This is a genomic window from Phytopseudomonas seleniipraecipitans (assembly GCF_900102335.1).
In the GTDB taxonomy this organism is placed as follows: domain Bacteria; phylum Pseudomonadota; class Gammaproteobacteria; order Pseudomonadales; family Pseudomonadaceae; genus Aquipseudomonas; species Aquipseudomonas seleniipraecipitans.
In genome coordinates, this window is record NZ_FNBM01000001.1 from 538,607 (window position 1) to 558,836 (window position 20,230).

At 59.5% G+C, this 20,230-nt stretch carries 24 protein-coding genes and 1 tRNA gene; 19 read left to right on the plus strand and 6 right to left on the minus strand.

The features are described from left to right. Positions 1-109 precede the first annotated feature (109 nt). Positions 110-535 carry an HIT family protein gene (locus BLS60_RS02530; protein WP_092364269.1) on the plus strand — a complete coding sequence of 142 codons (426 nt, stop codon included), beginning with the start codon at positions 110-112 and terminating at the stop codon, positions 533-535. After that, positions 536-742, plus strand: coding sequence for a SlyX family protein (locus tag BLS60_RS02535; protein WP_070881700.1), 207 nt, complete (start codon positions 536-538; stop codon positions 740-742). Positions 743-799: 57 nt separating this feature from the next. On the opposite strand, the gene BLS60_RS21945 is transcribed toward BLS60_RS02535, so the two are convergent. Together BLS60_RS21945 and BLS60_RS02545 are read right to left on the minus strand one after the other, a co-directional pair. Continuing rightward, on the minus strand, positions 800-1,402 hold the full coding sequence (locus tag BLS60_RS21945) for a cold-shock protein (RefSeq protein ID WP_092364272.1): 603 nt from the start codon (positions 1,400-1,402) through the stop codon (positions 800-802). Positions 1,403-1,654: 252 nt separating this feature from the next. Further along, entirely contained in the window at positions 1,655-2,125 is a 471-nt protein-coding gene (locus tag BLS60_RS02545; protein WP_070881698.1) for a Dps family protein, read from the minus strand. 304 nt (positions 2,126-2,429) lie between these two features. On the opposite strand from BLS60_RS02545, the gene aspS reads away from it, so the two are divergent. From aspS to BLS60_RS02620, 15 genes are all read left to right on the plus strand, one after another. Next, positions 2,430-4,205 (plus strand): aspartate--tRNA ligase, encoded by a 1,776-nt coding sequence (aspS, locus tag BLS60_RS02550; protein WP_070881697.1) that lies wholly within the window; start codon positions 2,430-2,432, stop codon positions 4,203-4,205. Positions 4,206-4,306: 101 nt separating this feature from the next. After that, positions 4,307-5,056 (plus strand): YebC/PmpR family DNA-binding transcriptional regulator, encoded by a 750-nt coding sequence (locus BLS60_RS02555; protein ID WP_070881696.1) that lies wholly within the window; start codon positions 4,307-4,309, stop codon positions 5,054-5,056. A 141-nt stretch (positions 5,057-5,197) separates the two neighbouring features. Then, positions 5,198-5,722: a crossover junction endodeoxyribonuclease RuvC gene (gene ruvC / locus BLS60_RS02560; protein WP_092364275.1), complete on the plus strand. Its 525-nt coding sequence runs from the start codon at positions 5,198-5,200 to the stop codon at positions 5,720-5,722. Positions 5,723-5,746: 24 nt separating this feature from the next. Further along, positions 5,747-6,352 carry a Holliday junction branch migration protein RuvA gene (gene ruvA, locus BLS60_RS02565; protein ID WP_070881694.1) on the plus strand — a complete coding sequence of 202 codons (606 nt, stop codon included), beginning with the start codon at positions 5,747-5,749 and terminating at the stop codon, positions 6,350-6,352. Beyond that, positions 6,353-7,408, plus strand: coding sequence for a Holliday junction branch migration DNA helicase RuvB (ruvB, locus tag BLS60_RS02570; protein ID WP_092364278.1), 1,056 nt, complete (start codon positions 6,353-6,355; stop codon positions 7,406-7,408). A 50-nt stretch (positions 7,409-7,458) separates the two neighbouring features. Beyond that, the gene (ybgC, locus tag BLS60_RS02575; RefSeq protein WP_092364281.1) at positions 7,459-7,911 is read left to right on the plus strand and encodes a tol-pal system-associated acyl-CoA thioesterase; all 453 of its coding nucleotides are present in this window, start codon (positions 7,459-7,461) and stop codon (positions 7,909-7,911) included. A 2-nt stretch (positions 7,912-7,913) separates the two neighbouring features. Then, positions 7,914-8,609, plus strand: coding sequence for a protein TolQ (tolQ, locus tag BLS60_RS02580; protein ID WP_070881691.1), 696 nt, complete (start codon positions 7,914-7,916; stop codon positions 8,607-8,609). 33 nt (positions 8,610-8,642) lie between these two features. Next, positions 8,643-9,101: a protein TolR gene (tolR, locus tag BLS60_RS02585; protein WP_070881690.1), complete on the plus strand. Its 459-nt coding sequence runs from the start codon at positions 8,643-8,645 to the stop codon at positions 9,099-9,101. After that, entirely contained in the window at positions 9,098-10,111 is a 1,014-nt protein-coding gene (gene tolA, locus BLS60_RS02590) for a cell envelope integrity protein TolA (RefSeq protein WP_092364284.1), read from the plus strand. Before tolR ends, tolA begins: the two co-directional genes overlap by 4 nt. Further along, a complete protein-coding gene (tolB, locus tag BLS60_RS02595) occupies positions 10,108-11,406 on the plus strand; it encodes a Tol-Pal system beta propeller repeat protein TolB (protein ID WP_092364287.1) in 1,299 nt (432 codons plus the stop codon). Before tolA ends, tolB begins: the two co-directional genes overlap by 4 nt. Positions 11,407-11,464: 58 nt before the next feature. Further along, positions 11,465-11,962 (plus strand): peptidoglycan-associated lipoprotein Pal, encoded by a 498-nt coding sequence (pal, locus tag BLS60_RS02600; RefSeq protein WP_042553163.1) that lies wholly within the window; start codon positions 11,465-11,467, stop codon positions 11,960-11,962. A gap of 6 nt (positions 11,963-11,968) precedes the next feature. Then, a complete protein-coding gene (gene ybgF / locus BLS60_RS02605; RefSeq protein ID WP_092364290.1) occupies positions 11,969-12,787 on the plus strand; it encodes a tol-pal system protein YbgF in 819 nt (272 codons plus the stop codon). A 187-nt stretch (positions 12,788-12,974) separates the two neighbouring features. Beyond that, positions 12,975-13,622, plus strand: coding sequence for a 7-carboxy-7-deazaguanine synthase QueE (gene queE / locus BLS60_RS02610; protein ID WP_092365292.1), 648 nt, complete (start codon positions 12,975-12,977; stop codon positions 13,620-13,622). Between the two features lies 1 nt (position 13,623). Then, complete coding sequence (queC, locus tag BLS60_RS02615) at positions 13,624-14,319, plus strand: 7-cyano-7-deazaguanine synthase QueC (protein ID WP_070881686.1); 696 nt, start codon at positions 13,624-13,626, stop codon at positions 14,317-14,319. Positions 14,320-14,357: 38 nt separating this feature from the next. Continuing rightward, positions 14,358-14,433, plus strand: a tRNA-Lys gene (locus BLS60_RS02620). Between the two features lie 132 nt (positions 14,434-14,565). On the opposite strand, the gene BLS60_RS02625 is transcribed toward BLS60_RS02620, so the two are convergent. Beyond that, a complete protein-coding gene (locus BLS60_RS02625) occupies positions 14,566-15,585 on the minus strand; it encodes a branched-chain amino acid aminotransferase (RefSeq protein ID WP_070881685.1) in 1,020 nt (339 codons plus the stop codon). A gap of 399 nt (positions 15,586-15,984) precedes the next feature. Here BLS60_RS02625 and nadA point away from each other — a divergent pair, with 399 nt between their 5' ends. Next, positions 15,985-17,043, plus strand: coding sequence for a quinolinate synthase NadA (gene nadA, locus BLS60_RS02630; RefSeq protein ID WP_070881683.1), 1,059 nt, complete (start codon positions 15,985-15,987; stop codon positions 17,041-17,043). Positions 17,044-17,172: 129 nt separating this feature from the next. Here the strand turns inward: nadA and BLS60_RS02635 are convergent, their stop codons facing one another. After that, positions 17,173-18,609 (minus strand): M48 family metalloprotease, encoded by a 1,437-nt coding sequence (locus BLS60_RS02635; protein WP_092364293.1) that lies wholly within the window; start codon positions 18,607-18,609, stop codon positions 17,173-17,175. A 108-nt stretch (positions 18,610-18,717) separates the two neighbouring features. On the opposite strand from BLS60_RS02635, the gene BLS60_RS02640 reads away from it, so the two are divergent. Beyond that, positions 18,718-18,969 carry a sulfurtransferase TusA family protein gene (locus tag BLS60_RS02640; RefSeq protein ID WP_092364296.1) on the plus strand — a complete coding sequence of 84 codons (252 nt, stop codon included), beginning with the start codon at positions 18,718-18,720 and terminating at the stop codon, positions 18,967-18,969. A 59-nt stretch (positions 18,970-19,028) separates the two neighbouring features. Here the strand turns inward: BLS60_RS02640 and BLS60_RS02645 are convergent, their stop codons facing one another. Beyond that, entirely contained in the window at positions 19,029-19,499 is a 471-nt protein-coding gene (locus BLS60_RS02645) for a peroxiredoxin (RefSeq protein WP_070881680.1), read from the minus strand. Positions 19,500-19,509: 10 nt separating this feature from the next. Further along, positions 19,510-20,067 carry a glycine cleavage system transcriptional repressor gene (locus tag BLS60_RS02650; protein ID WP_070881679.1) on the minus strand — a complete coding sequence of 186 codons (558 nt, stop codon included), beginning with the start codon at positions 20,065-20,067 and terminating at the stop codon, positions 19,510-19,512. Positions 20,068-20,230: the final 163 nt, after the last annotated feature.

Below are 20,230 nucleotides of genomic sequence, written 5' to 3' on the forward strand. Positions count from 1 at the left end.
TTGGTGCGGGCGGGCGATTTAATTTTTTTGTCCGTCCTCGGTATGCTGCAGTCTGTTCCGAGACGCCCAACTTTCTCGGCGTCCCCTTTTACGTTAAGTGGTGAAGTAGATGTTTGATCTGGATCCTCGCCTGCAGCAAGACACCCTTTTGCTGGGAGATTTTCCCCTGAGCCGGCTGTTGCTGAGCAACGACTCGCGTTACCCGTGGTTCATCCTGGTACCGCGACGCGAAGAGGTCAGTGAGGTGTTTCAGCTTGGTGCCGAAGATCAGCGTGCCTTGTGGGCGGAAACTGCTTTGCTGGCTGAAGTGCTGAAGGACGCCTTCAACGCTGACAAGATCAATATCGCGACTTTGGGCAATGTGGTTAGCCAGCTGCATATGCATGTGATCGTGCGTTATCGGGACGACGATGCCTGGCCAGCCCCGGTATGGGGGCGCCATCCGGCCAAGCCGTACGAGCCCGATCAACTGGCGGCACTGAGGGATCGGTTGAAGTCGGTGATGCCCGAGCAATTCCAATTCGGGGGTCTATAAATGAATGGTCTCGAAGAGCGAATTGTCGAGCTTGAGAGTCGCCAGGCTTTTCAGGACGACACCATCCAGTCGCTCAACGATGCTCTTATAGGGCAGCAAAAGCTTATCGAACGGTTGCAGCGGCAAGTGCAGGCGTTAGCCAAGCGGCAGGATGAAGCCAGTCAGTTCGGTATCGCTCAGGATGATGCGCCGCCGCCTCACTACTGATTTTCGGCTGCAAAACGAAAAAGCCCGCATCGCTGCGGGCTTTTTGTCGTGCAATGCTCAGCGTCGGGTTGGTAACGCTGCAATCACGTCTTCGGCTTGCAGGCCCTTGTCACGCTGCATTACCGAAAACTCCACGCGTTGCCCTTCGACCAACACGCGATGGCCTTCACCGCGGATGGCACGGAAGTGCACGAAGATATCCTCGCCCACGTCGCGGGAAATGAAGCCAAAACCCTTGGACGTGTTGAACCACTTGACCGTACCGGTCTCGCGATCACCTAGATCCTGCGGCACGGATGCTTTCTTGGTATCGAAACGCAGGTTGGTGGCCAGATGCAGGGCAACGGCGGCGGCCACGGTCATCAGGCTGAACAGCAAGGCGGGTTGCTCGGCAATCAGTGGCAGCGGTGCGAGCAGAATCAGTGCTTGCAGCAGCGTGCCGAGAATCAGCAATGCACACACCAGGTTTTGCAGTTGTTGACGCAGGTTGTTGTGCCAGAGCGGGAACTGAGTGGCCAGGAGAAGATTGAGGCAGCCGAAGAGAGCCAGGCACAGCGCATCCGGGTGTTGCAGGAACGGCTGGGCATCATCGCTCAGGCTGGGTATGGCAGATAACAGCAGGGCGCTAAGCCCTACCAGCAGGTGGACAATTTTCAACATGTTAAACGCACTCACTTGATAAAGGATCACCAGGAAGAGCTGGCTCCACACGATTTGCCGTGAGGTAAGGGCGATGGAATATACGAGAGGGGCCAGCCTATGCGCCTGCCCGAGAACTCGGGACGACGGCACGGGGCGTATTTAACAGCAAAGGAGGGGGCTTCTCAAATCAAGGTGCGCACTGTGGCGAACATCCAACAGGCGCATGCGGCTGCAACGGCTGTCGGGCGGCAGCCGTTGCGCGCGTCCAGCTTAGGACGCCAGCAGGCTGCGCAGCATCCATGCGGTTTTTTCGTGAACCTGCATGCGCTGCGTCAGCAGATCGGCGGTCGGCTCATCACTGACCTTGTCCAGCAGCGGGAAGATGCCACGTGCAGTGCGCACTACGGCTTCCTGGCCCTGAACCAGCAGCTTGATCATTTCATCGGCGCTGGGAATGCCTTCTTCTTCCTTGATGGAGGAGAGGTTGGCATAGGCCGCGTAAGTGCCAGGAGCCGGGAAGCCCAGGGCGCGAATGCGCTCGGCGATCTGATCGACTGCTAGCGCCAGCTCGGTGTACTGACCTTCGAACATCAGGTGTAGGGTGTTGAACATTGGCCCAGTCACGTTCCAGTGGAAGTTATGGGTCTTCAAGTACAGGGTGTAGGTGTCGGCCAGCAGGCGCGACAGGCCTTCGGCAATGGAGGCACGATCCTGTTCGGCGATTCCGATGTTGATTTCCATGGATTTTTCTCCTGTTGGTGGTGAGGGCGTGTGGCCCAGCAGATGGGCAGAGCCTATCACGGTGGCTGAGAGTGGCTGCGTGCTTTGTATCAATCATTGCGATCACTGAAAACTATGGGTAGCGACCGGCGATGACTTGCTCGGCTGCGCAGTGTTGCTTAACCATATATAATCGCCTGCTTTGCTGCAGCGGCTGATCGTCTCGCTTGTTCGGGTAAATCCCGGCAATGCCATTGCTGGATCGGACGAAAGACGCTGGCTCGCGGTTCAATGAATTTCAGACTCAAGAGAAGCGATTACCACCATGATGCGCAGCCACTATTGCGGCCAGTTGAACGAAAGCCTGGACGGCCAGGAAATCACTCTTTGCGGATGGGTGCACCGTCGTCGTGACCACGGTGGCGTGATTTTCCTCGACATCCGTGATCGCGAAGGCCTGGCCCAGGTTGTGTTCGATCCGGATCGTGCCGATACCTTCGCCAAGGCTGACCGTGTGCGCAGCGAGTACGTCGTCAAGATCACCGGCAAGGTGCGTCTTCGTCCTGAAGGCGCGCGCAACGCGAACATGGCATCGGGCGCCATCGAAGTGCTCGGCTATGAGTTGGAGGTGCTCAACGAAGCGGAAACCCCGCCGTTCCCGCTCAATGAATATTCCGATGTCGGCGAAGAAACCCGCTTGCGCTATCGCTTCATCGATCTGCGTCGCCCGGAAATGGCCGAAAAGCTCAAGCTGCGTTCGCGCATCACCAGCAGCATCCGCCGCTACCTGGACGACAACGGCTTCCTGGACGTGGAAACACCGATTCTCACCCGCGCCACGCCGGAAGGTGCGCGCGACTATCTGGTGCCTAGCCGCACGCACGCCGGCAGCTTCTTCGCGTTGCCACAGTCGCCGCAGCTGTTCAAGCAGCTGCTGATGGTTGCTGGTTTCGATCGTTACTACCAGATCGCCAAGTGCTTCCGCGACGAAGACCTGCGTGCCGACCGCCAGCCGGAATTCACCCAGATCGACATCGAAACCAGCTTCCTTGATGAAGCCGATATCATGCATCTCACCGAAACCATGATCCGCAACCTGTTCAAGGAAGTGCTGGGCGTCGAGTTCGCTGAGTTGCCGCACATGACTCTGGCCGAAGCCATGCGTCGTTTTGGTTCCGACAAGCCGGACCTGCGCATCCCGATGGAGCTGGTCGATGTTGCCGACCAACTCAAAGACGTCGACTTCAAGGTGTTCTCCGGCCCGGCCAACGACCCGAAAGGCCGTGTTGCCGCGCTGCGCGTTCCAGGCGGGGCAAGCATGCCGCGCAAGCAGATCGACGACTACACCAAGTTCGTCGGCAACTACGGCGCCAGGGGCCTGGCTTACATCAAGGTCAACGAGCGCGCCAAGGGCGTCGAGGGTCTGCAGTCGCCGATCGTCAAGAACATCGCCGAGCCGAACCTCAACACCATCCTTGATCGCGTTGGCGCGGTCGACGGCGATATCGTGTTCTTTGGGGCCGACAAGGCCAAGGTGGTTTGCGACGCACTGGGTGCACTGCGCATCAAGCTCGGCCATGACCTGAACCTGTTGACCGCCGAATGGGCGCCACTGTGGGTCGTCGACTTCCCGATGTTCGAAGAGAACGACGACGGCAGTCTGACCGCCATGCACCACCCGTTCACGTCGCCGAAGTGCTCGGCCGAAGAGCTGGAAGCCAATCCGGCCGCTGCGCTGTCTCGCGCCTATGATCTGGTGCTCAACGGCACCGAACTGGGTGGCGGCTCGATCCGTATCCACGACAAGGGCATGCAGCAGACGGTCTTCCGCGTGTTGGGCATCAGCGAAGACGAGCAACAGGAAAAGTTCGGCTTCCTGCTCGACGCACTGAAATACGGCGCGCCACCTCACGGTGGTCTGGCCTTTGGTCTCGATCGTCTGGTGATGCTGATGACGGGGGCAAGTTCGATTCGTGAAGTGATCGCCTTCCCGAAAACTCAGAGTGCTGCCTGTGTCATGACTCAGGCGCCGGGTCTGGTGGATGCCAAGTCGCTGCGCGAACTGCACATTCGCCTGCGTGAGCAACCCAAGGCCGAATAAGCCGACCCCAAGAAGCCTGGTTTTCCAGGCTTCTTTCGTTAAAGGGTGGAGAGGCTCGAATTCTCACACCTTGCACCCAAGCAGAAAAATTGGAGTTGAATATGGCCGGTCATTCCAAATGGGCCAACATCAAGCACCGCAAGGGGCGCCAGGACGCCAAGCGCGGCAAGATCTTCACCAAGCTCATCCGTGAGCTGACTGTCGCTGCCAAGCACGGCGGCCCGATTCCGGCAGATAACCCGCGTCTGCGTCTGGCGGTCGACAAAGCGCTGACCAACAACATGTCGCGTGATGTGATTGATCGCGCCATTGCCCGCGGTGCCGGTAACAACGAAGCCGACAACGTCGTCGAGTTCAGCTACGAAGGTTACGCCCCGAGCGGCGTGGCGATCATCGTCGAGGTGATGACCGACAACCGCAATCGTACCGCCGCCGAAGTCCGTCATGCGTTCACCAAGTGCGGCGGCAACCTCGGCACCGATGGCTCGGTAGCCTACATGTTCGAGCGTAAAGGCCAGATCAGCTTTGCATCCGGTACTGACGAAGATGCGCTGATGGAAGCAGCGTTGGAGGCTGGCGCCGACGACGTGGAAATGGGCGAGGAGGGCGCGGCATTGGTGTCGACCAGTTTCACCGAGTTCCATGCGGTGAACGAGGCCCTTGACGCTGCAGGGTTCAAGGGCGAAGAGGCAGAAATCGCAATGATCCCGTCGATCAGTGCGCCGATCACCGATCTGGAAACCGCCCAAAAGGTGTTCAAGCTGATCGATATGCTCGAAGACCTGGATGACGTGCAGAACGTGTACCACAACGCCGAAGTGTCCGACGAGATCATGGAACAGCTTGGCTGAGCCTGCTTTGTACATAAGCCGGAAGTGCCTATGGGACTTCCGGCTTTTTAATGCCTGGGTGACGGCACTCTCGATGGCCCCTATACTCGCGCACTGGATATGTAGACAGTATGGGCGTGCCGCTGTGCATGAGATAAGCACATGACATTGATTCTGGGCATCGACCCTGGCTCACGAATTACCGGCTACGGCGTGGTACGCGAAACGGGGCGTGGTTGTGAATATGTCGCTTCCGGCTGTATACGCACCGGCAACGGACCGTTACCTGAGCGCTTGCAGATCGTTTTCCGCGGTGTCAGTGAGGTAATCAGTACTTACGGGCCGGTGACCATGGGCATCGAGCAGGTATTCATGGCGCGCAACGCGGACTCGGCGTTGAAGCTTGGGCAGGCGCGTGGTGCGGCTATAGTCGCCGGAGTGGAAAAAGGCCTGGATGTGTCCGAGTACACCGCGACTCAGGTCAAGCAGGCGATCGCCGGTACTGGCGGTGCGGACAAGCAGCAGGTGCAAATGATGGTGATGCACCTGCTCAAGCTAATGCAGAAGCCGCAGATTGATGCCTCGGATGCCCTGGCTATAGCGATCTGCCACGCTCACCATCGACAGAGTCTGATTCCCCATGGGCTTGCGGGCGCTAAAAGGCGCGGCGGTCGTCTTCGTTTGTAGTTTTCTTATTGAAGGAATGCGCCGGTGATCGGACGTTTACGCGGCACCCTGGCGGAAAAGCAGCCGCCGCATTTGATTCTGGATGTGAATGGTCTGGGCTATGAGCTGGAAGTCCCCATGACCACGTTGTACCGTTTGCCCTCGGTCGGTGAGCCGCTGACGCTGCACACTCATCTGGTGGTGCGTGAAGATGCGCATCTGCTGTACGGTTTTTATGAAAAACGCGAGCGCGAGCTGTTCCGCGAGCTGATCCGCCTGAACGGTGTCGGCCCGAAACTGGCACTTGCGCTGATGTCCGGGCTTGAGGTTGATGAGCTGGTACGTTGCGTTCAAGCCCAGGACACGGCTGCGCTGGTGAAGATTCCTGGCGTCGGCAAGAAAACCGCCGAACGCCTGCTGGTGGAGCTCAAGGATCGCTTCAAAGCCTGGGAGACCGTACCCGGCATGGCGAGCCTGGTGGTTGAACCTCGTGCAGGTGGCGCAGTCTCAAGCGCGGAGAATGATGCGGTCAGTGCGCTCATCTCGCTGGGCTATAAGCCGCAGGAAGCCAGTCGCGCCGTAACGGCGGTCAAAGAAGATGGGTTGAGTAGTGAAGACATGATTCGCCGCGCGCTGAAGGGAATGCTGTAAATGCTCGAAGCAGACAGGCTGGTTACGGCCGGTGGTCGTGACCGCGATGAGCAGGTCGACCGCGCCATTCGTCCGCTGTCGCTGGCGGAATATATCGGTCAGCCCGTTGTTCGCGAGCAAATGGAGCTGTTTATCCAGGCTGCGCGGGGCCGTAAGGAATCGCTCGATCACACGCTGATCTTCGGCCCGCCGGGGCTTGGTAAAACCACCCTGGCGAATATCATTGCTCAGGAAATGAACGTTTCCATCAAGAGTACCTCCGGCCCCGTATTGGAGCGTCCCGGTGATCTGGCTGCGTTGCTGACCAATCTAGAGCCGGGAGATGTGCTGTTTATCGACGAGATTCATCGCTTGTCGCCCATTGTCGAAGAAGTGCTCTACCCGGCGATGGAAGATTTCCAGCTCGACATCATGATTGGCGAGGGGCCGGCAGCGCGTTCCATCAAGCTTGATCTGCCGCCTTTTACCCTGGTTGGCGCGACCACGCGGGCCGGCATGCTGACCAACCCGCTGCGCGACCGCTTCGGTATCGTTCAGCGTCTCGAGTTCTATGGCACCGACGACCTGGCAACCATCATCACCCGCGCCGCTGGGATTCTCGGCCTGCCCATCGAGGCGAAGGGGGCGTTCGAGATTGCTCGCCGTGCGCGGGGGACGCCGCGGATCGCCAATCGACTGCTACGGCGCGTGCGGGATTTCGCCGAAGTCCGCGGGCAGGGCGACATCACCCGGCAAATCGCCGACCTTGCGTTGAATCTGCTGGATGTAGACGAGCGCGGCTTCGATCATCAGGATCGCCGGCTGTTGTTGACCATGATCGAGAAATTCGACGGTGGCCCGGTCGGCATTGATAGCCTCGCCGCAGCAATCAGCGAAGAGCGACACACCATCGAGGATGTTCTGGAGCCTTACCTGATCCAGCAGGGTTACATCATGCGTACGCCGAGAGGGCGAGTGGTGACGCGGCATGCCTATCTGCACTTTGGGCTTAACACGCCAAAGCGCATGGATGAGCGGCCAACCCTCGACATGTTTACCGATGGAGAGGCGCAATGAAAAAAATACTTGTCAGGCCGATTGGCAAGACTCGGGACTGGCACTAGAGTATGCGCGCGCAATACGCTGGTCAGCCGTTCGCCCATCGCTGTCGTGTTTATTACGAAGACACCGATGCCGGGGGTGTCGTTTATTACGTCAACTATCTCAAATTCATGGAGCGGGCTCGCACCGAGCAGTTGCGTGAGCTGGGTTTTTCCCAGTCGACGCTGGCTGGTGAGGGCCTGTTGTTCGTCGTGCACTCCAGCGAGGCGCGCTATCACGCGCCGGCGCGTTTGGACGACGAACTGCAGGTAAGCGCTGAAGTAACTGAATTGAACCGCGCCAGCCTGCGCTTTCGTCAACAGGTAAGGCGGGTAGCGGATGATGCGCTGCTCTGTGAAGGGCAGTTTCTGGTGGCCTGTGTGCGCGCCGATACTTTCAAACCCCGGGCCATGCCCTCGTCCATGCGAACAGCCTTCGCCGGACAGGCGGGTACCGGTCTATCTATTGCAGGAGAGTAAGCGTGGAAGCCAACGCCGTTGACCACATGTCGATGTGGAGTCTGATCAGCAACGCCAGCCTGGTGGTGCAGTTGGTGATGCTGATCCTGGTGGCCGCCTCGGTCACTTCGTGGGTCATGATTTTCCAGCGCAGCAGCATGCTGCGTAGCGCCAAGCGCGCCCTGGATAGCTTCGAAGAACGCTTCTGGTCCGGTATCGACCTGTCCAAGCTGTATCGTCAGGCGGGCAGCAATCCCGATCCGGATTCCGGCATGGAGCAGATCTTTCGCGCCGGTTTCAAAGAGTTCTCTCGCCTGCGTCAGCAGCCTGGCATGGACCCTGATGCGGTGATGGACGGCGTTGCTCGTTCCATGCGCGTGGCCATTTCCCGTGAAGAGGAAAAGCTCGAGCAGAGCCTGCCATTCCTCGCAACCGTCGGCTCCACCAGCCCTTATATCGGCCTGTTCGGTACCGTCTGGGGGATCATGAACTCTTTCCGCGGTCTGGCTCAGGTTCAGCAGGCTACCCTCGCAACCGTCGCACCCGGCATCGCCGAGGCGTTGATTGCCACCGCCATCGGCCTGTTCGCAGCGATCCCGGCTGTTATCGCTTACAACCGTTTCGCCGCCCGTGGCGAAATGCTGATCTCGCGTTATTACACCTTTGCCGATGAGTTCCAGGCGATCCTGCACCGCAAAGTACACAGCAGCGAAGAATAAGCTTCCGGCGCACTCAATACAGGTTTCAAAACCATGGCCAGAGCCAGAATTCGCAACAGACGCAAGCCCGTCGCCGAGATGAACGTGGTGCCCTACATCGACGTGATGTTGGTGCTGCTGGTCATCTTCATGGTGACCGCGCCAATGCTCAACCAAGGCGTCAAGGTCGATCTGCCCCAGGTCAGCAGTGAAGTGCTGCCCCAGGACAACGACTCGCAAGTACTGACGATTTCCATCAAGTCCGACAAGTCCTATTACTGGAACATGGGCACTGAGGTGGATACCGACACCGTTCAGGACCGCGCCCTCACGCTCGATGAAATGACTCGCGCTGTCACCGCGATCATCAATCAGACCCGCAGCCAGGGTAAGCAGGTTCAGGTGTTCGTGCGTGGCGACAAGGCCGTCGATTACGGCACCGTGATGTCCGCCATGGGTGGCTTGCAGCAGGCTGGCGTGGGTAACGTCGGTCTGATTACCGAGGCGCCCTGATGCAGCAGCGTGAACGCTCACCTTCGGAAAGCCTGTTCTGGCCGGTGGTCTGGGCTGTAGGGCTGCACGTGCTGATGTTTGGCCTGCTGTTCGTCAGTTTCGCCTTCGCGCCTGATCTGCCGCCTGCAAGACCGATCGTGCAGGCTACTCTGTACCAATTGAAATCGCAGAGCCAGGCGACCACCCAGACCAATCAGAAAATTGCCGGCGAAGCCAAGAAAACCGCTGCGCCGCAATTCGAGACTGAGCAGCTGGAGCAGAAAAAGGCCGAGCAGGAAAAGCAGGCTCAGGCCGAGGCGCAAAAGCAGCAGGCTGCGAAAGCAGCGGAACAAAAGAAAGTCGAGGAAGCTCGAAAGGCCGATGCAACGAAAAAGGCGGAGGCTGATGCCGCGGCGAAAGCCGCCGAGCAGAAGAAGCTGGCCGATGTTGCCAAGGTCAAAGCTGCGTTGGAAGCCGACAAGAAGAAGGCCGCTGACGCAGAAGCGAAGAAGAAAGCCGCCGAGGACGCCAAGAAAAAGGCAGCCGAAGAGGCCAAGAAGAAAGCGGCAGCCGATGCAGCGAAGAAAAAAGCTGCCGAAGATGCCAAGAAGAAAGCCAATGCGCAGGCAGCCGAGCGCAAGGCGGTAGAGGACAAGAAAGCAGCGGCGCTGGCCGAATTGCTGTCCGATGACACTGAGCGGCAGCAGGCACTTGCCGAAACACAAGGCGATCAGGTAGCGGGGAGTCTCGATGACCTGATCGTCAAGCTGGTCAGCGAGCAGTGGCGTCGTCCGCCGTCAGCGCGCAATGGCATGAGTGTGGAAGTGCTGATCGAGATGTTGCCCGATGGCACCATCACCAATGCCAGCGTCAGCCGCTCCAGTGGTGATTCACCGTTCGACAGTTCAGCAGTACAGGCAGTACGCAACGTGGGGCGTATTGCAGAAATGCAGCAACTTGATCGCGCCACGTTCGATCGGCTTTATCGGCAGCGTCGTGCCGTCTTCAAACCGGAGGATTTAGGTCTGTGAATACCCTGATGCGAATCGTTGTGCTGGGCCTGGCCATGCTGGTCGGTACCGTGCAGGCGGCTGATCCACTGGTGATCAGCACCGGCACTGACCGTGCCACGCCAATTGCCGTGGTGCCGTTTGGCTGGCAAGGCGGCAACGTGTTGCCGGAAGATATTTCCACCATCGTCGGTAACGATCTGCGCAACTCCGGCGTATTCGAACCGATTGCGCGTCAGAACATGATCAGCCTGCCGACTCAGGGCAGCGAGATCATCTACCGTGACTGGAAGGCGCTCGGCGCCCAGTACGTGCTGGTAGGCAACATCGTGCCGAACGGTGCGCGGCTGCAGGTGCAGTTCGCTTTGTTCAACGTAGCCACCGAACAGCAGGTGTTGACCGGTAACGTTGGCGGCAGCGCCGATCAGTTGCGCGACATGGCGCACCACATCGCTGACCAGTCGTTCGAGAAACTCACCGGGGTCAAGGGTGCGTTCTCCACTCGCATGCTGTACGTCACGGCAGAGCGTTTCGGCGTGAACAACACCCGCTATACGCTGCAGCGTTCGGACTATGACGGTGCCCGCGCTGTCACGCTGCTACAATCGCGTGAGCCGATCCTGTCGCCGTCGTTCGCCTCGGATGGCAAGCGCATCGCTTATGTGTCATTCGAACAGAAGCGTCCGCGTATCTTCGTCCAGCACATCGATACCGGCCGTCGTGAGCAGGTTACCAATTTCGAAGGCCTGAACGGCGCGCCCGCCTGGTCGCCAGATGGCAGCCGTTTGGCGTTCACGCTGTCGCGTGACGGCAACCCGGAAATCTATGTCATGGACATGGGCTCGCGGAATCTGCGCCGCATCACCAACAATTCCGCCATCGATACCGAACCCTTCTGGGGCAAGGACGGCCAGACCATCTACTTCACGTCTGACCGCTCGGGCAAACCACAGATTTATAAGACCAACATCAATTCTGGTGCGGTCGAACGAGTGACCTTCGTCGGTAACTACAATGCCAACCCTAAGTTGTCTGCTGACGAGAAGACCCTGGTGATGATTCATCGCCAGGAGGGTTACACCGTGTTCAAGGTCGCTGCACAGGATCTTGAGCGTGGCAATCTGCGCATTCTTTCAGACACAAGTTTGGATGAGTCGCCTACTGTTGCGCCCAACGGCACCATGATAATCTACGCTACCCGCCAGCAGGGGCGGGGAGTCCTGATGTTAGCGTCCGTTAACGGTCGCGTTAGGCTCCCTCTTCCTACCGCTCAAGGCGAAGTTCGAGAGCCATCCTGGTCCCCCTTCCTGAACTGATGCGCGGTGCTTCACCTGTTTGTATGCTTAACACACTGGGGTTCATTAGGAGTTACACATGGAAATGCTGAAATTTGGCAAGTTTGCTGCACTGAGCCTGGCTCTCGCCGTGGCTGTTGGCTGTTCCTCCAAAGGCGGTGACACCGCTGGCGAAGGCGCTGTAGACCCGAACGCTGGCTACGGTGCTAACACCGGCGCTGTCGACGGCAGCCTGAGTGAAGAAGCCGCTCTGCGCGCTATCACCACTTTCTACTTCGAATACGACAGCTCTGACCTGAAGCCGGAAGCCATGCGCGCTCTGGACGTTCATGCCAAGGACCTGAAAGGCAACGGCGCTCGCGTCGTTCTGGAAGGCCACGCTGACGAGCGCGGTACCCGCGAATACAACATGGCTCTGGGCGAGCGTCGCGCCAAGGCCGTTCAGCGTTACCTGGTACTGCAAGGCGTTTCCCCAGCTCAGCTGGAACTGGTTTCCTACGGTGAAGAGCGTCCGGTTGCCACTGGCAACGACGAGCAATCCTGGGCTCAGAACCGTCGCGTCGAACTGCGTAAGTAATTCGATATGCGAATGTGCCAGCGTGTAGTAACCGTTATGGCTCTGAGCCTGCCGCTTGCGGTGTGGGCTCAGGTTCCCGTACAGGATGGCAGCACCGGTAACGGTGGTGGCAACTCGAATGCCGGTTACGGCACGTCTGGCGCCTATGCTGGAGGTGGGGTGCAAACCCCATCTACAGCGCAGGGCATGCTGTTCAGTCAGCTCCAGCAGATGCAGCAGGAAATTGCGCAACTGCGTGGCATGCTTGAAGAGCAGCAGAATGATATTCAGCGTTTGAAGAAAGAGGGTCTGGAGCGGTATCAGGACCTAGACAAGCGTTTGAGTAGTGGTGCCGCAGCAGGTGCTGCAGGTACACAGAATTCTCCAGCCGCTGGCGTCAGCAATGGCGCCGGTGGTTCTTCCGCTGGTGATGCAGGGCAGGCGCAAGCCTCCGGCGAGCCAGCAGATCCTGCGAAGGAAAAGCTGTTTTACGACGCTGCCTTCGACTTGATCAAGGCCAAGGATTTCGACAAGGCCAGCCAGGCCTTCGCGGCGTTCCTGCGTCGTTATCCGAACAGCCAGTATGCTGGCAACGCGCAATATTGGCTGGGTGAGGTGAATCTGGCGAAAGGCGATTTGCAGGGCGCTGGCCAGGCCTTTGCCAAGGTCAGCCAGTCTTATCCGCAGCATGCCAAAGTGCCGGATTCGCTGTTCAAGTTGGCTGATGTCGAAATCCGCTTGGGTAACAACGACAAGGCCAAAGGCATACTGCAGCAAGTGATCGCCCAGTATCCGGGTACCTCGGCAGCCCAACTGGCGCAGCGCGATCTGCAGCGCATCCAGTAATCTATTCGGCTCAAACGAAACCCGCGCCTGTCGCGGGTTTTTTGTGAGCGTGGTTTGATGTCATGCCCCGGCGAATTGTCGCGGGCATCATCGGAAACGCCTTTTGCCCATTTTTTTCGTTTAGAATCGCCGTCCTTTTTCGCAACGGAGGCGGATGGCCTGTTTCGCCGTCACGCCCGTGGCCCTTATGAAAGATACCCTGCGCATTACCGAGATATTTTTCTCGTTGCAGGGGGAAACGCGTACTGCCGGCTTGCCGACTGTATTCGTGCGCCTGACCGGCTGCCCCCTGCGCTGTCAATATTGCGATACCGCTTACGCCTTCAGTGGCGGTGAAGTCCTCTCGCTCGACGACATCCTCGAGCAAGTGGCGAGCTACCGCCCGCGCTATGTCTGCGTGACCGGAGGCGAGCCGCTCGCGCAGCCCAATTGCATCCCCTTGCTCGAGCGTCTGTGTGACGCCGGCTACGAGGTGTCGCTGGAAACAAGTGGCGCGCTGGACGTTTCTGCTGTCGATACACGGGTCAGCAAAGTCGTTGATTTGAAGACCCCCGGCTCGGCCGAGATGGCGCGCAATCGTTACGAAAACATCCAGTACCTGCAGCCTCGGGATCAGGTGAAGTTCGTCATCTGCTCACGGGAAGACTACGACTGGTCGGTGAGCAAGCTCATCCAGTACGGTTTGGCTGACCGGGTCGATGAGGTGCTGTTCTCGCCGAGTCATCAGGAAGTGAGCGGCAGGCAGCTGGCTGAATGGGTGATTGCCGACAACTTGCCGGTACGTATGCAACTGCAGTTGCACAAGATTCTCTGGAATGACGAGCCGGGGCACTGACATGAGTGAAAAAAAAGCGGTCATTCTATTGTCCGGCGGTCTGGATTCCGCGACGGTCGTCGCCATGGCCAAGGAGCAGGGTTATACCTGCTACAGCATGAGCTTCGACTATGGCCAGCGGCACCGCTCTGAGCTACAGGCCGCCGAACGTGTCGCGCGGCAGTTGGGCGTGGTCGAGCATAAGGTTATCGGCATGAACTTGGGCGGTATTGGTGGTTCGGCGCTGACCGATTCGAGCATCGACGTGCCGCAGAGCCCGACCACCGGCATTCCTGTCACCTACGTGCCAGCGCGCAATACGGTATTTCTCGCGCTGGCGCTGGGCTGGGCCGAAGTGCTGGAAGCGCAGGACATCTTCATTGGCGTCAATGCGGTGGATTACTCCGGTTACCCCGATTGCCGACCGGAGTTCGTCGAAGCCTTCGAGCGTGTAGCCAATCTGGCGACCCGAATGGGCGTAGAAGGGCAGAGCATCCGTATCCAGGCGCCGCTGCAGATGATGAGCAAGGCGGAGATCGTCCAGGCAGGCTCGCGCCTCGGCGTGGATTATGCGCTGACTGTCTCCTGTTACCTTGCAGATGACGATGGTCGAGCATGCGGTAGATGCGACAGCTGCCGACTGCGCTCTGCCGGCTTCGCTGCTGCCGGTGTGTCAGATCCGACCCGCTATCAAGAAAAATTTTCCAGCGGGTGTTGAATTTCTGAGTTAAATCAGTATCATAGCGCTCGCACCACGGGTCGTTAGCTCAGTTGGTAGAGCAGTTGGCTTTTAACCAATTGGTCGTAGGTTCGAATCCTACACGACCCACCATCTTAAGCCTTTCAACTGAAGGCACACAAAAAAGCCCGAATCTCTCAAAAAGATTCGGGCTTTTTTGTTTCTGGCTCAGAGCGGCGGCACACGGAGTGCTGGCGAGCTCAAGAGGCCCGCCAGCACGTCGCATCACACTTTGACGATCCAGCCTTGCGGTGCTTCCACATCGCCGGATTGCACGCCAGTCAGCTCGCTGTACAAGCGGCTGATGGTCGGGCCAACTTCAGTCTCGCTGTAGAACACGTGCAACTTGCCCTGGTACTCGATACCGCCGATCGGGGTGATCACCGCTGCAGTGCCGCAAGCACCGGCTTCCTTGAAGTCACTCAGGCGATCAATGAACACGTCACCTTCGATGACTTTCAGGCCGAGTCGGCTCTGTGCCAGTTCGATCAGGGACAAGCGAGTAATACCCGGCAGCACCGACGGCGATTTCGGGGTGACGAACTCATCGTTGTGGGTGATGGCGAAGAAGTTCGCCGAGCCCACTTCCTCGATTTTGGTGTGAGTCTGCGGATCGAGATAGATGCAGTCGGCGAAGTTGTTTTTCTTGGCTTGCGAGCCCGGCATCAGGCTGGCTGCATAATTGCCACCGACCTTGGCGGCGCCGGTGCCCTGCGGGGCCGCACGGTCATAGCCGGAGATCACGAAGTTGTTCGGCTTCATGCCGCCCTTGAAATACGGGCCGACCGGGATGCAGAACACCGAGAAGATGAACTCGGGCGCGGTGCGCACGCCGATGTTGTCGCCCACGCCGATCACGAACGGGCGCAGATACAGCGCGCCGCCAGAGCCGTAAGGCGGGATGAAACGCTCGTTGGCGCGCACCACCTGCTTGCAGGCCTCGATGAACTGCTCGTTCGACGGCGCTGGCATCAGCAGGCGCGCGCAGCTGCGTTGCATGCGCAGAGCGTTCTGGTCCGGGCGGAACAGGTTGATCGAGCCATCTTTGCAGCGATAGGCCTTGAGGCCCTCGAAGCACTGCTGGCCGTAGTGCAGGGCGGTCGAACCTTCGCTGATATGCAGCACGTTGTCTTCGGTCAGGTGGCCCTGGTCCCACTCGCCGTCGCGCCAGTGCGACAGGTAGCGTTGGTCGGTCTTGATGTAGTCAAAACCGAGCTTGTCCCATTCGATGCTTTCGTAAGCCATGACATCCTCAATCGCTGAACGACCACTGCGGGCGCGCGCGTGGTCGGTGTTTACAAAGTGGTAATGCTGATCATCCACAGGCCGCAGGTGAGTTCCCATCGGTGTGCGTCTGCACAGCCCGATTCGGAAACTCGCGGCTGCCTGGCGTGCTGATCGCGCTGACAGTGGTGTTCTGGTGCTGATGATGCGGCGGTTTATCGCGGCGATCAACCGATGGATCGATTGCCGCGCCTGTGTGATTGAAAAAACTCCCGTAATGCACTTAACATGCGCGCCCGCGCAAGACGGGCGTCTGCCGTTTTAGCTGGCGCGCGCCTCTTCTGGATGTACCCGACCAGCCCGCACGTCTGGCGGTATACTTTCGTTCCGTGCTGATAGACCTCGATAGGGCCTGACGACATGACGCAGATTGCCGAACGACTTCTTGTCCAAGCTCATCTTGACGCCAAGCAGCCAGAGACGCTGACGGCGGAGCAGGAAGCGTTCTACCGTGATGAAATTGCGCAAGAGCTGAAGCGCCAGAACGCCGTGCTGGTGGCCCACTACTATTGTGACCCGGTGCTGCAGGCGCTTGCCGAAGAAACCGGTGGCTGCGTGTCCGACTCGCTGGAGATGGCCCGCTTCGGCAATCAGCATTCGGCGCAGACCGTGCTGGTCGCCGGCGTCAAGTTTATGGGCGAGACGGCGAAGATCCTCAATCCCGAAAAGCGCGTGCTGATGCCGACGCTGGAGGCCACCTGCTCGCTGGACCTGGGTTGCCCGGTCGATGAGTTCGCCGCGTTCTGCGATCAGCATCCACAGCGCACCGTGGTGGTGTACGCCAACACCTCTGCTGCGGTGAAGGCGCGCGCCGACTGGGTGGTGACCTCCAGCTGCGCGGTCGAGATCGTCGAACACCTGATGGACAACGGCGAAAGCATCATCTGGGCGCCGGATCAACACCTGGGGCGCTACATCCAGAACAAGACCGGCGCCGATATGTTGCTGTGGGACGGCGCCTGCATCGTTCACGAAGAGTTCAAGGCCCGCCAGCTGGAAGAAATGAAGGCGCTGTACCCGGACGCTGCGGTTCTGGTGCATCCGGAGTCGCCGACTGCGGTGATCGATCTTGCCGATGCGGTGGGCTCGACCAGCCAGTTGATTGCTGCCGCCCAGCGCATGCCCAACAAGACCTTCATCGTCGCCACCGATCGCGGCATCTTCTACAAGATGCAGCAGCTGTGCCCTGACAAGGAGTTCGTCGCCGCGCCAACTGCCGGTAACGGCGCTGCCTGCCGCAGTTGCGCCAACTGCCCCTGGATGGCGATGAACACCCTGCAGCGCACTCTGCAGTGCCTACGCGAGGGCAGCAACGAAGTGTTCGTCGACCCGGCGTTGATCCCGCGCGCGATCAAGCCGCTGAAGCGCATGCTGGATTTCACCCAGGCTGCACGGTTGAAGCTCGCAGGTAACGCCTGATCTGAAGGGCGGGGAAGAACAGCGTTATTCTCGAATGAACGCTGGCTCGGGCGGGTAGCTGTGGCTCTTCTCCACGAGGAGTGCCACCATTTTCATGGATAACCCTCATCTACCCGGTCGCGCTCTGGCTTAGCCGCGGAGCATTTCCTCGGTCATCCGCTTCTCTTCGATCAACTCCTTCTGACGCGCGTCGATACGCGAAGCCATTTGGAAGTTGTTGGCAGCGCGGCGCTTGGCGAAGTCGAGCTGTTCGATGGCCTGATTGAAATCGCCCACCAGGGCGAAGAACTCGGCGCGGGCCTGATGCAAGCCGATGGTGTTGCCGCTGAGGCCGCGAACTTCCGCCACTTGATACCACACGTCCGGGTCCTTCACGCGGCGCTTGAGCAGCTCGTTCAGGGCGCGCTCTGCTTCAGGAATCTTGCGCTGTTTAAGCAGCAGGTCGATCCGCGCCTGGTTCATGGGGTAATTGCCAGGGTACAGCTCGAGCAGGCGGTTGATGCGTTGCTCGGTGGCCGGTAAACGGTTGGCGGCGGAGTCCAGGCTGATCTGCGCCAGGTTGTAGGTGACGTCGTCCGGCGCCTTCTGCAGCAACGGCGCGAGGATGTCGCGCGCTTCGTCGAACTGGCTGCCCTTGATCAGAGCGATGGCCAGGCCGTAACGCGCGGCGTCCATATTTGGGTTTTCATCGAGCTGGGCGCGGAAGCGCTTGGCGGCGATGCCTGGCGTTTCCTCATAGGTCAGCTGTACGCGGGCGCGCATCAGTTGATAACGCAGGCTGTCTTCGGTACCGCCCGGCTGGTATTGCTCGGCGCGGTTGCGGGTATCGGCGATACGCGACTCGGACACCGGGTGAGTCAGCAGGAATTCGGGTGGCATGCGGTCGTAGCGGTACTGGCGCATCAGACGTTCGAACATGCTCGGCATCGAGCGCGGGTCGTAGCCGGCCTTTTCCAGGTTGACCAGGCCGATGCGGTCGGCCTCCTGCTCGTTCTGCCGAGAGAAGCGTCGCTGCTCCTGAATGGCCGCCGCCTGGGTCGAGGCGATGGCGGCGATGCCGGCATCACCGGCGCCGGCAGCGGCTGCAACGATACCGGCAAGCATGGCGGCCATAACCGGCAGCTGCATGCGCTGCTGAGCTTCCAGGCCGCGGGCGAAGTGGCGTTGCGACAGGTGAGCGAGTTCGTGGGCGAGTACCGAGGCGTATTCGCCTTCGGTTTGGGCGTACAGGAACAGCCCGCCGTTGACACCGATGATCCCGCCGGGCGCCGCGAAGGCGTTGATCTGCGGGCTGTTGAGCAGCACGAATTCGAGGCGGCGGTCCTGTACCTGGCTGGTCTCGGCAAGGCGGTAAACGCTGCTCTCGACGAAGTCCTTGAGCTGCGGGTCCGACAGCTGGCTGACCTGGCCGCGGACGATACTCAGCCAGGCACGGCCGAGCTGGTATTCCTGTTGCGGAGAAACCAGCGCGGAGCTGGCGTCACCGAGCGACGGCAGGTCGCTGGCCATCACCGGTTGGGCCAGCAGGCAGGCGAGCGTCAGCAGGGTAGGGCGCAGAACATTCATGCATGGAGCTCTTGTTGGATCAGTGCCGTACTGTAGCTGGGCAGGTACTTGCCTGACCAGCGTCGACGGGCCTTGGGTTATGCTGTCGCGCAGGAAATAGGAGGCGCTATGAACGATGTACCGGTGTGGCAGGGCGAGCATCAGCATGAACTGGATGCCTGTGGCCTGAACTGCCCGCTGCCCTTGCTGAAAGCCAAGATGGCCCTCAATGGCCTGGCCAGTGGCGAGGTGCTCAAGGTGCTGGCCACGGATGCCGGGTCGCAGCGCGACTTTCGTGCTTTCGCACGACTGGCCGGCCACCAACTGCTTCATGAAGAAACCGAGGGTGAGGTGTTCAGTTACTGGCTGCGTAAAGCGTGATGCACGCCTGACCCTGCAGCAACAAAAATGCCGCTCGAGAGCGGCATTTTTTTGTTGTATCAGGCTTTGTTCAACGCCTGAGCGGCGGCAAGCACCTCGTCGACATGGCCGGGCACCTTCACCCCGCGCCATTCCTGGCGCAGCACGCCGTCCTTGTCGATCAGGAAGGTACTGCGGTCGATGCCCAGGTATTCCTTGCCGTAGAGCTTCTTCAGCTTGATCACGTCGAACAGTCCGCAGACGGCTTCGTCCTTGTCGGAAATCAGCTCGAACGCAAAGCCCTGCTTGGCCTTGAAGTTCTCGTGAGTCTTCAGGCTGTCGCGGGAGACGCCAACGACCACCGTATTGGCCGCTGCGAACGCCTGGTGGCTGTCGCGAAACCCTTGGCCTTGGGTGGTGCAGCCTGGCGTGTTGTCCTTCGGGTAGAAGTAGATCACCAGTTGCCTGCCCTTGTAGGCGGCCAGGTTGAACTCGCCGCCGGTGGCGGGCGCACTGAAATCGGTGACCGGGGAATCGATAGCGATGGCCATGAAACGCTCCTTATGGGTTCTGCGGACGCCAGGGTTCGATCAATGCATCCAGATTCAGGGCATCGGCGAAGTCCAGGAACTGGTCACGCAGCCAGCTGATCTGGGTGCCAGCGGGCAGGGTGACGGTCAGCGTGGCGTTGAGCATGGTGCCGCCAGTCTGTGGCGCTTGGTAAGTGTCGCAAGTCAGCGCCTCCAGCTCCACGCGATGATCGAGGAAGAACTGGCACAACTCGTTGAGGATGTCCGGGCGGTACACCGAGCTGACATAGGCCACGTAGGGCAACGCCTGCGGACGCACTTCCGACGCGCCGCTGCGGATTACGTTGGCGGTGAACTCGTGCTTTTTGGACAGCGCCGGCAGGCCGGCTTCCAGGCGCGCCAGGGCATCCCAGTTGCCCGAGATCTGCAGCACCAGTGCACTGAATTCCCCGTGGCGGCTCAGGCGCGTGCTGATGACCGCGCAGCGGTTTTCATGGCTGGCTCGGCACAGCACATTGGTCAGCTCCATGGCGTTGGTGCCGAGTGCACTGATGACGAGGAATTGTTCGCGAACTGGGGGGGTGGACATGCAGCCTTCCTAAACGTTGAACGCTCGGCGCTATAGACAGTGCCAAACAAACTCGCAGGGTAGCGAAAAGCGCCCGTCAGGGGAATGACCAGATACTGTTATCGGAACTGGCCTGTGGCGCCCAGTGCCAGAAATAACGGTGCTTCACGCCGCCTGCTACTTC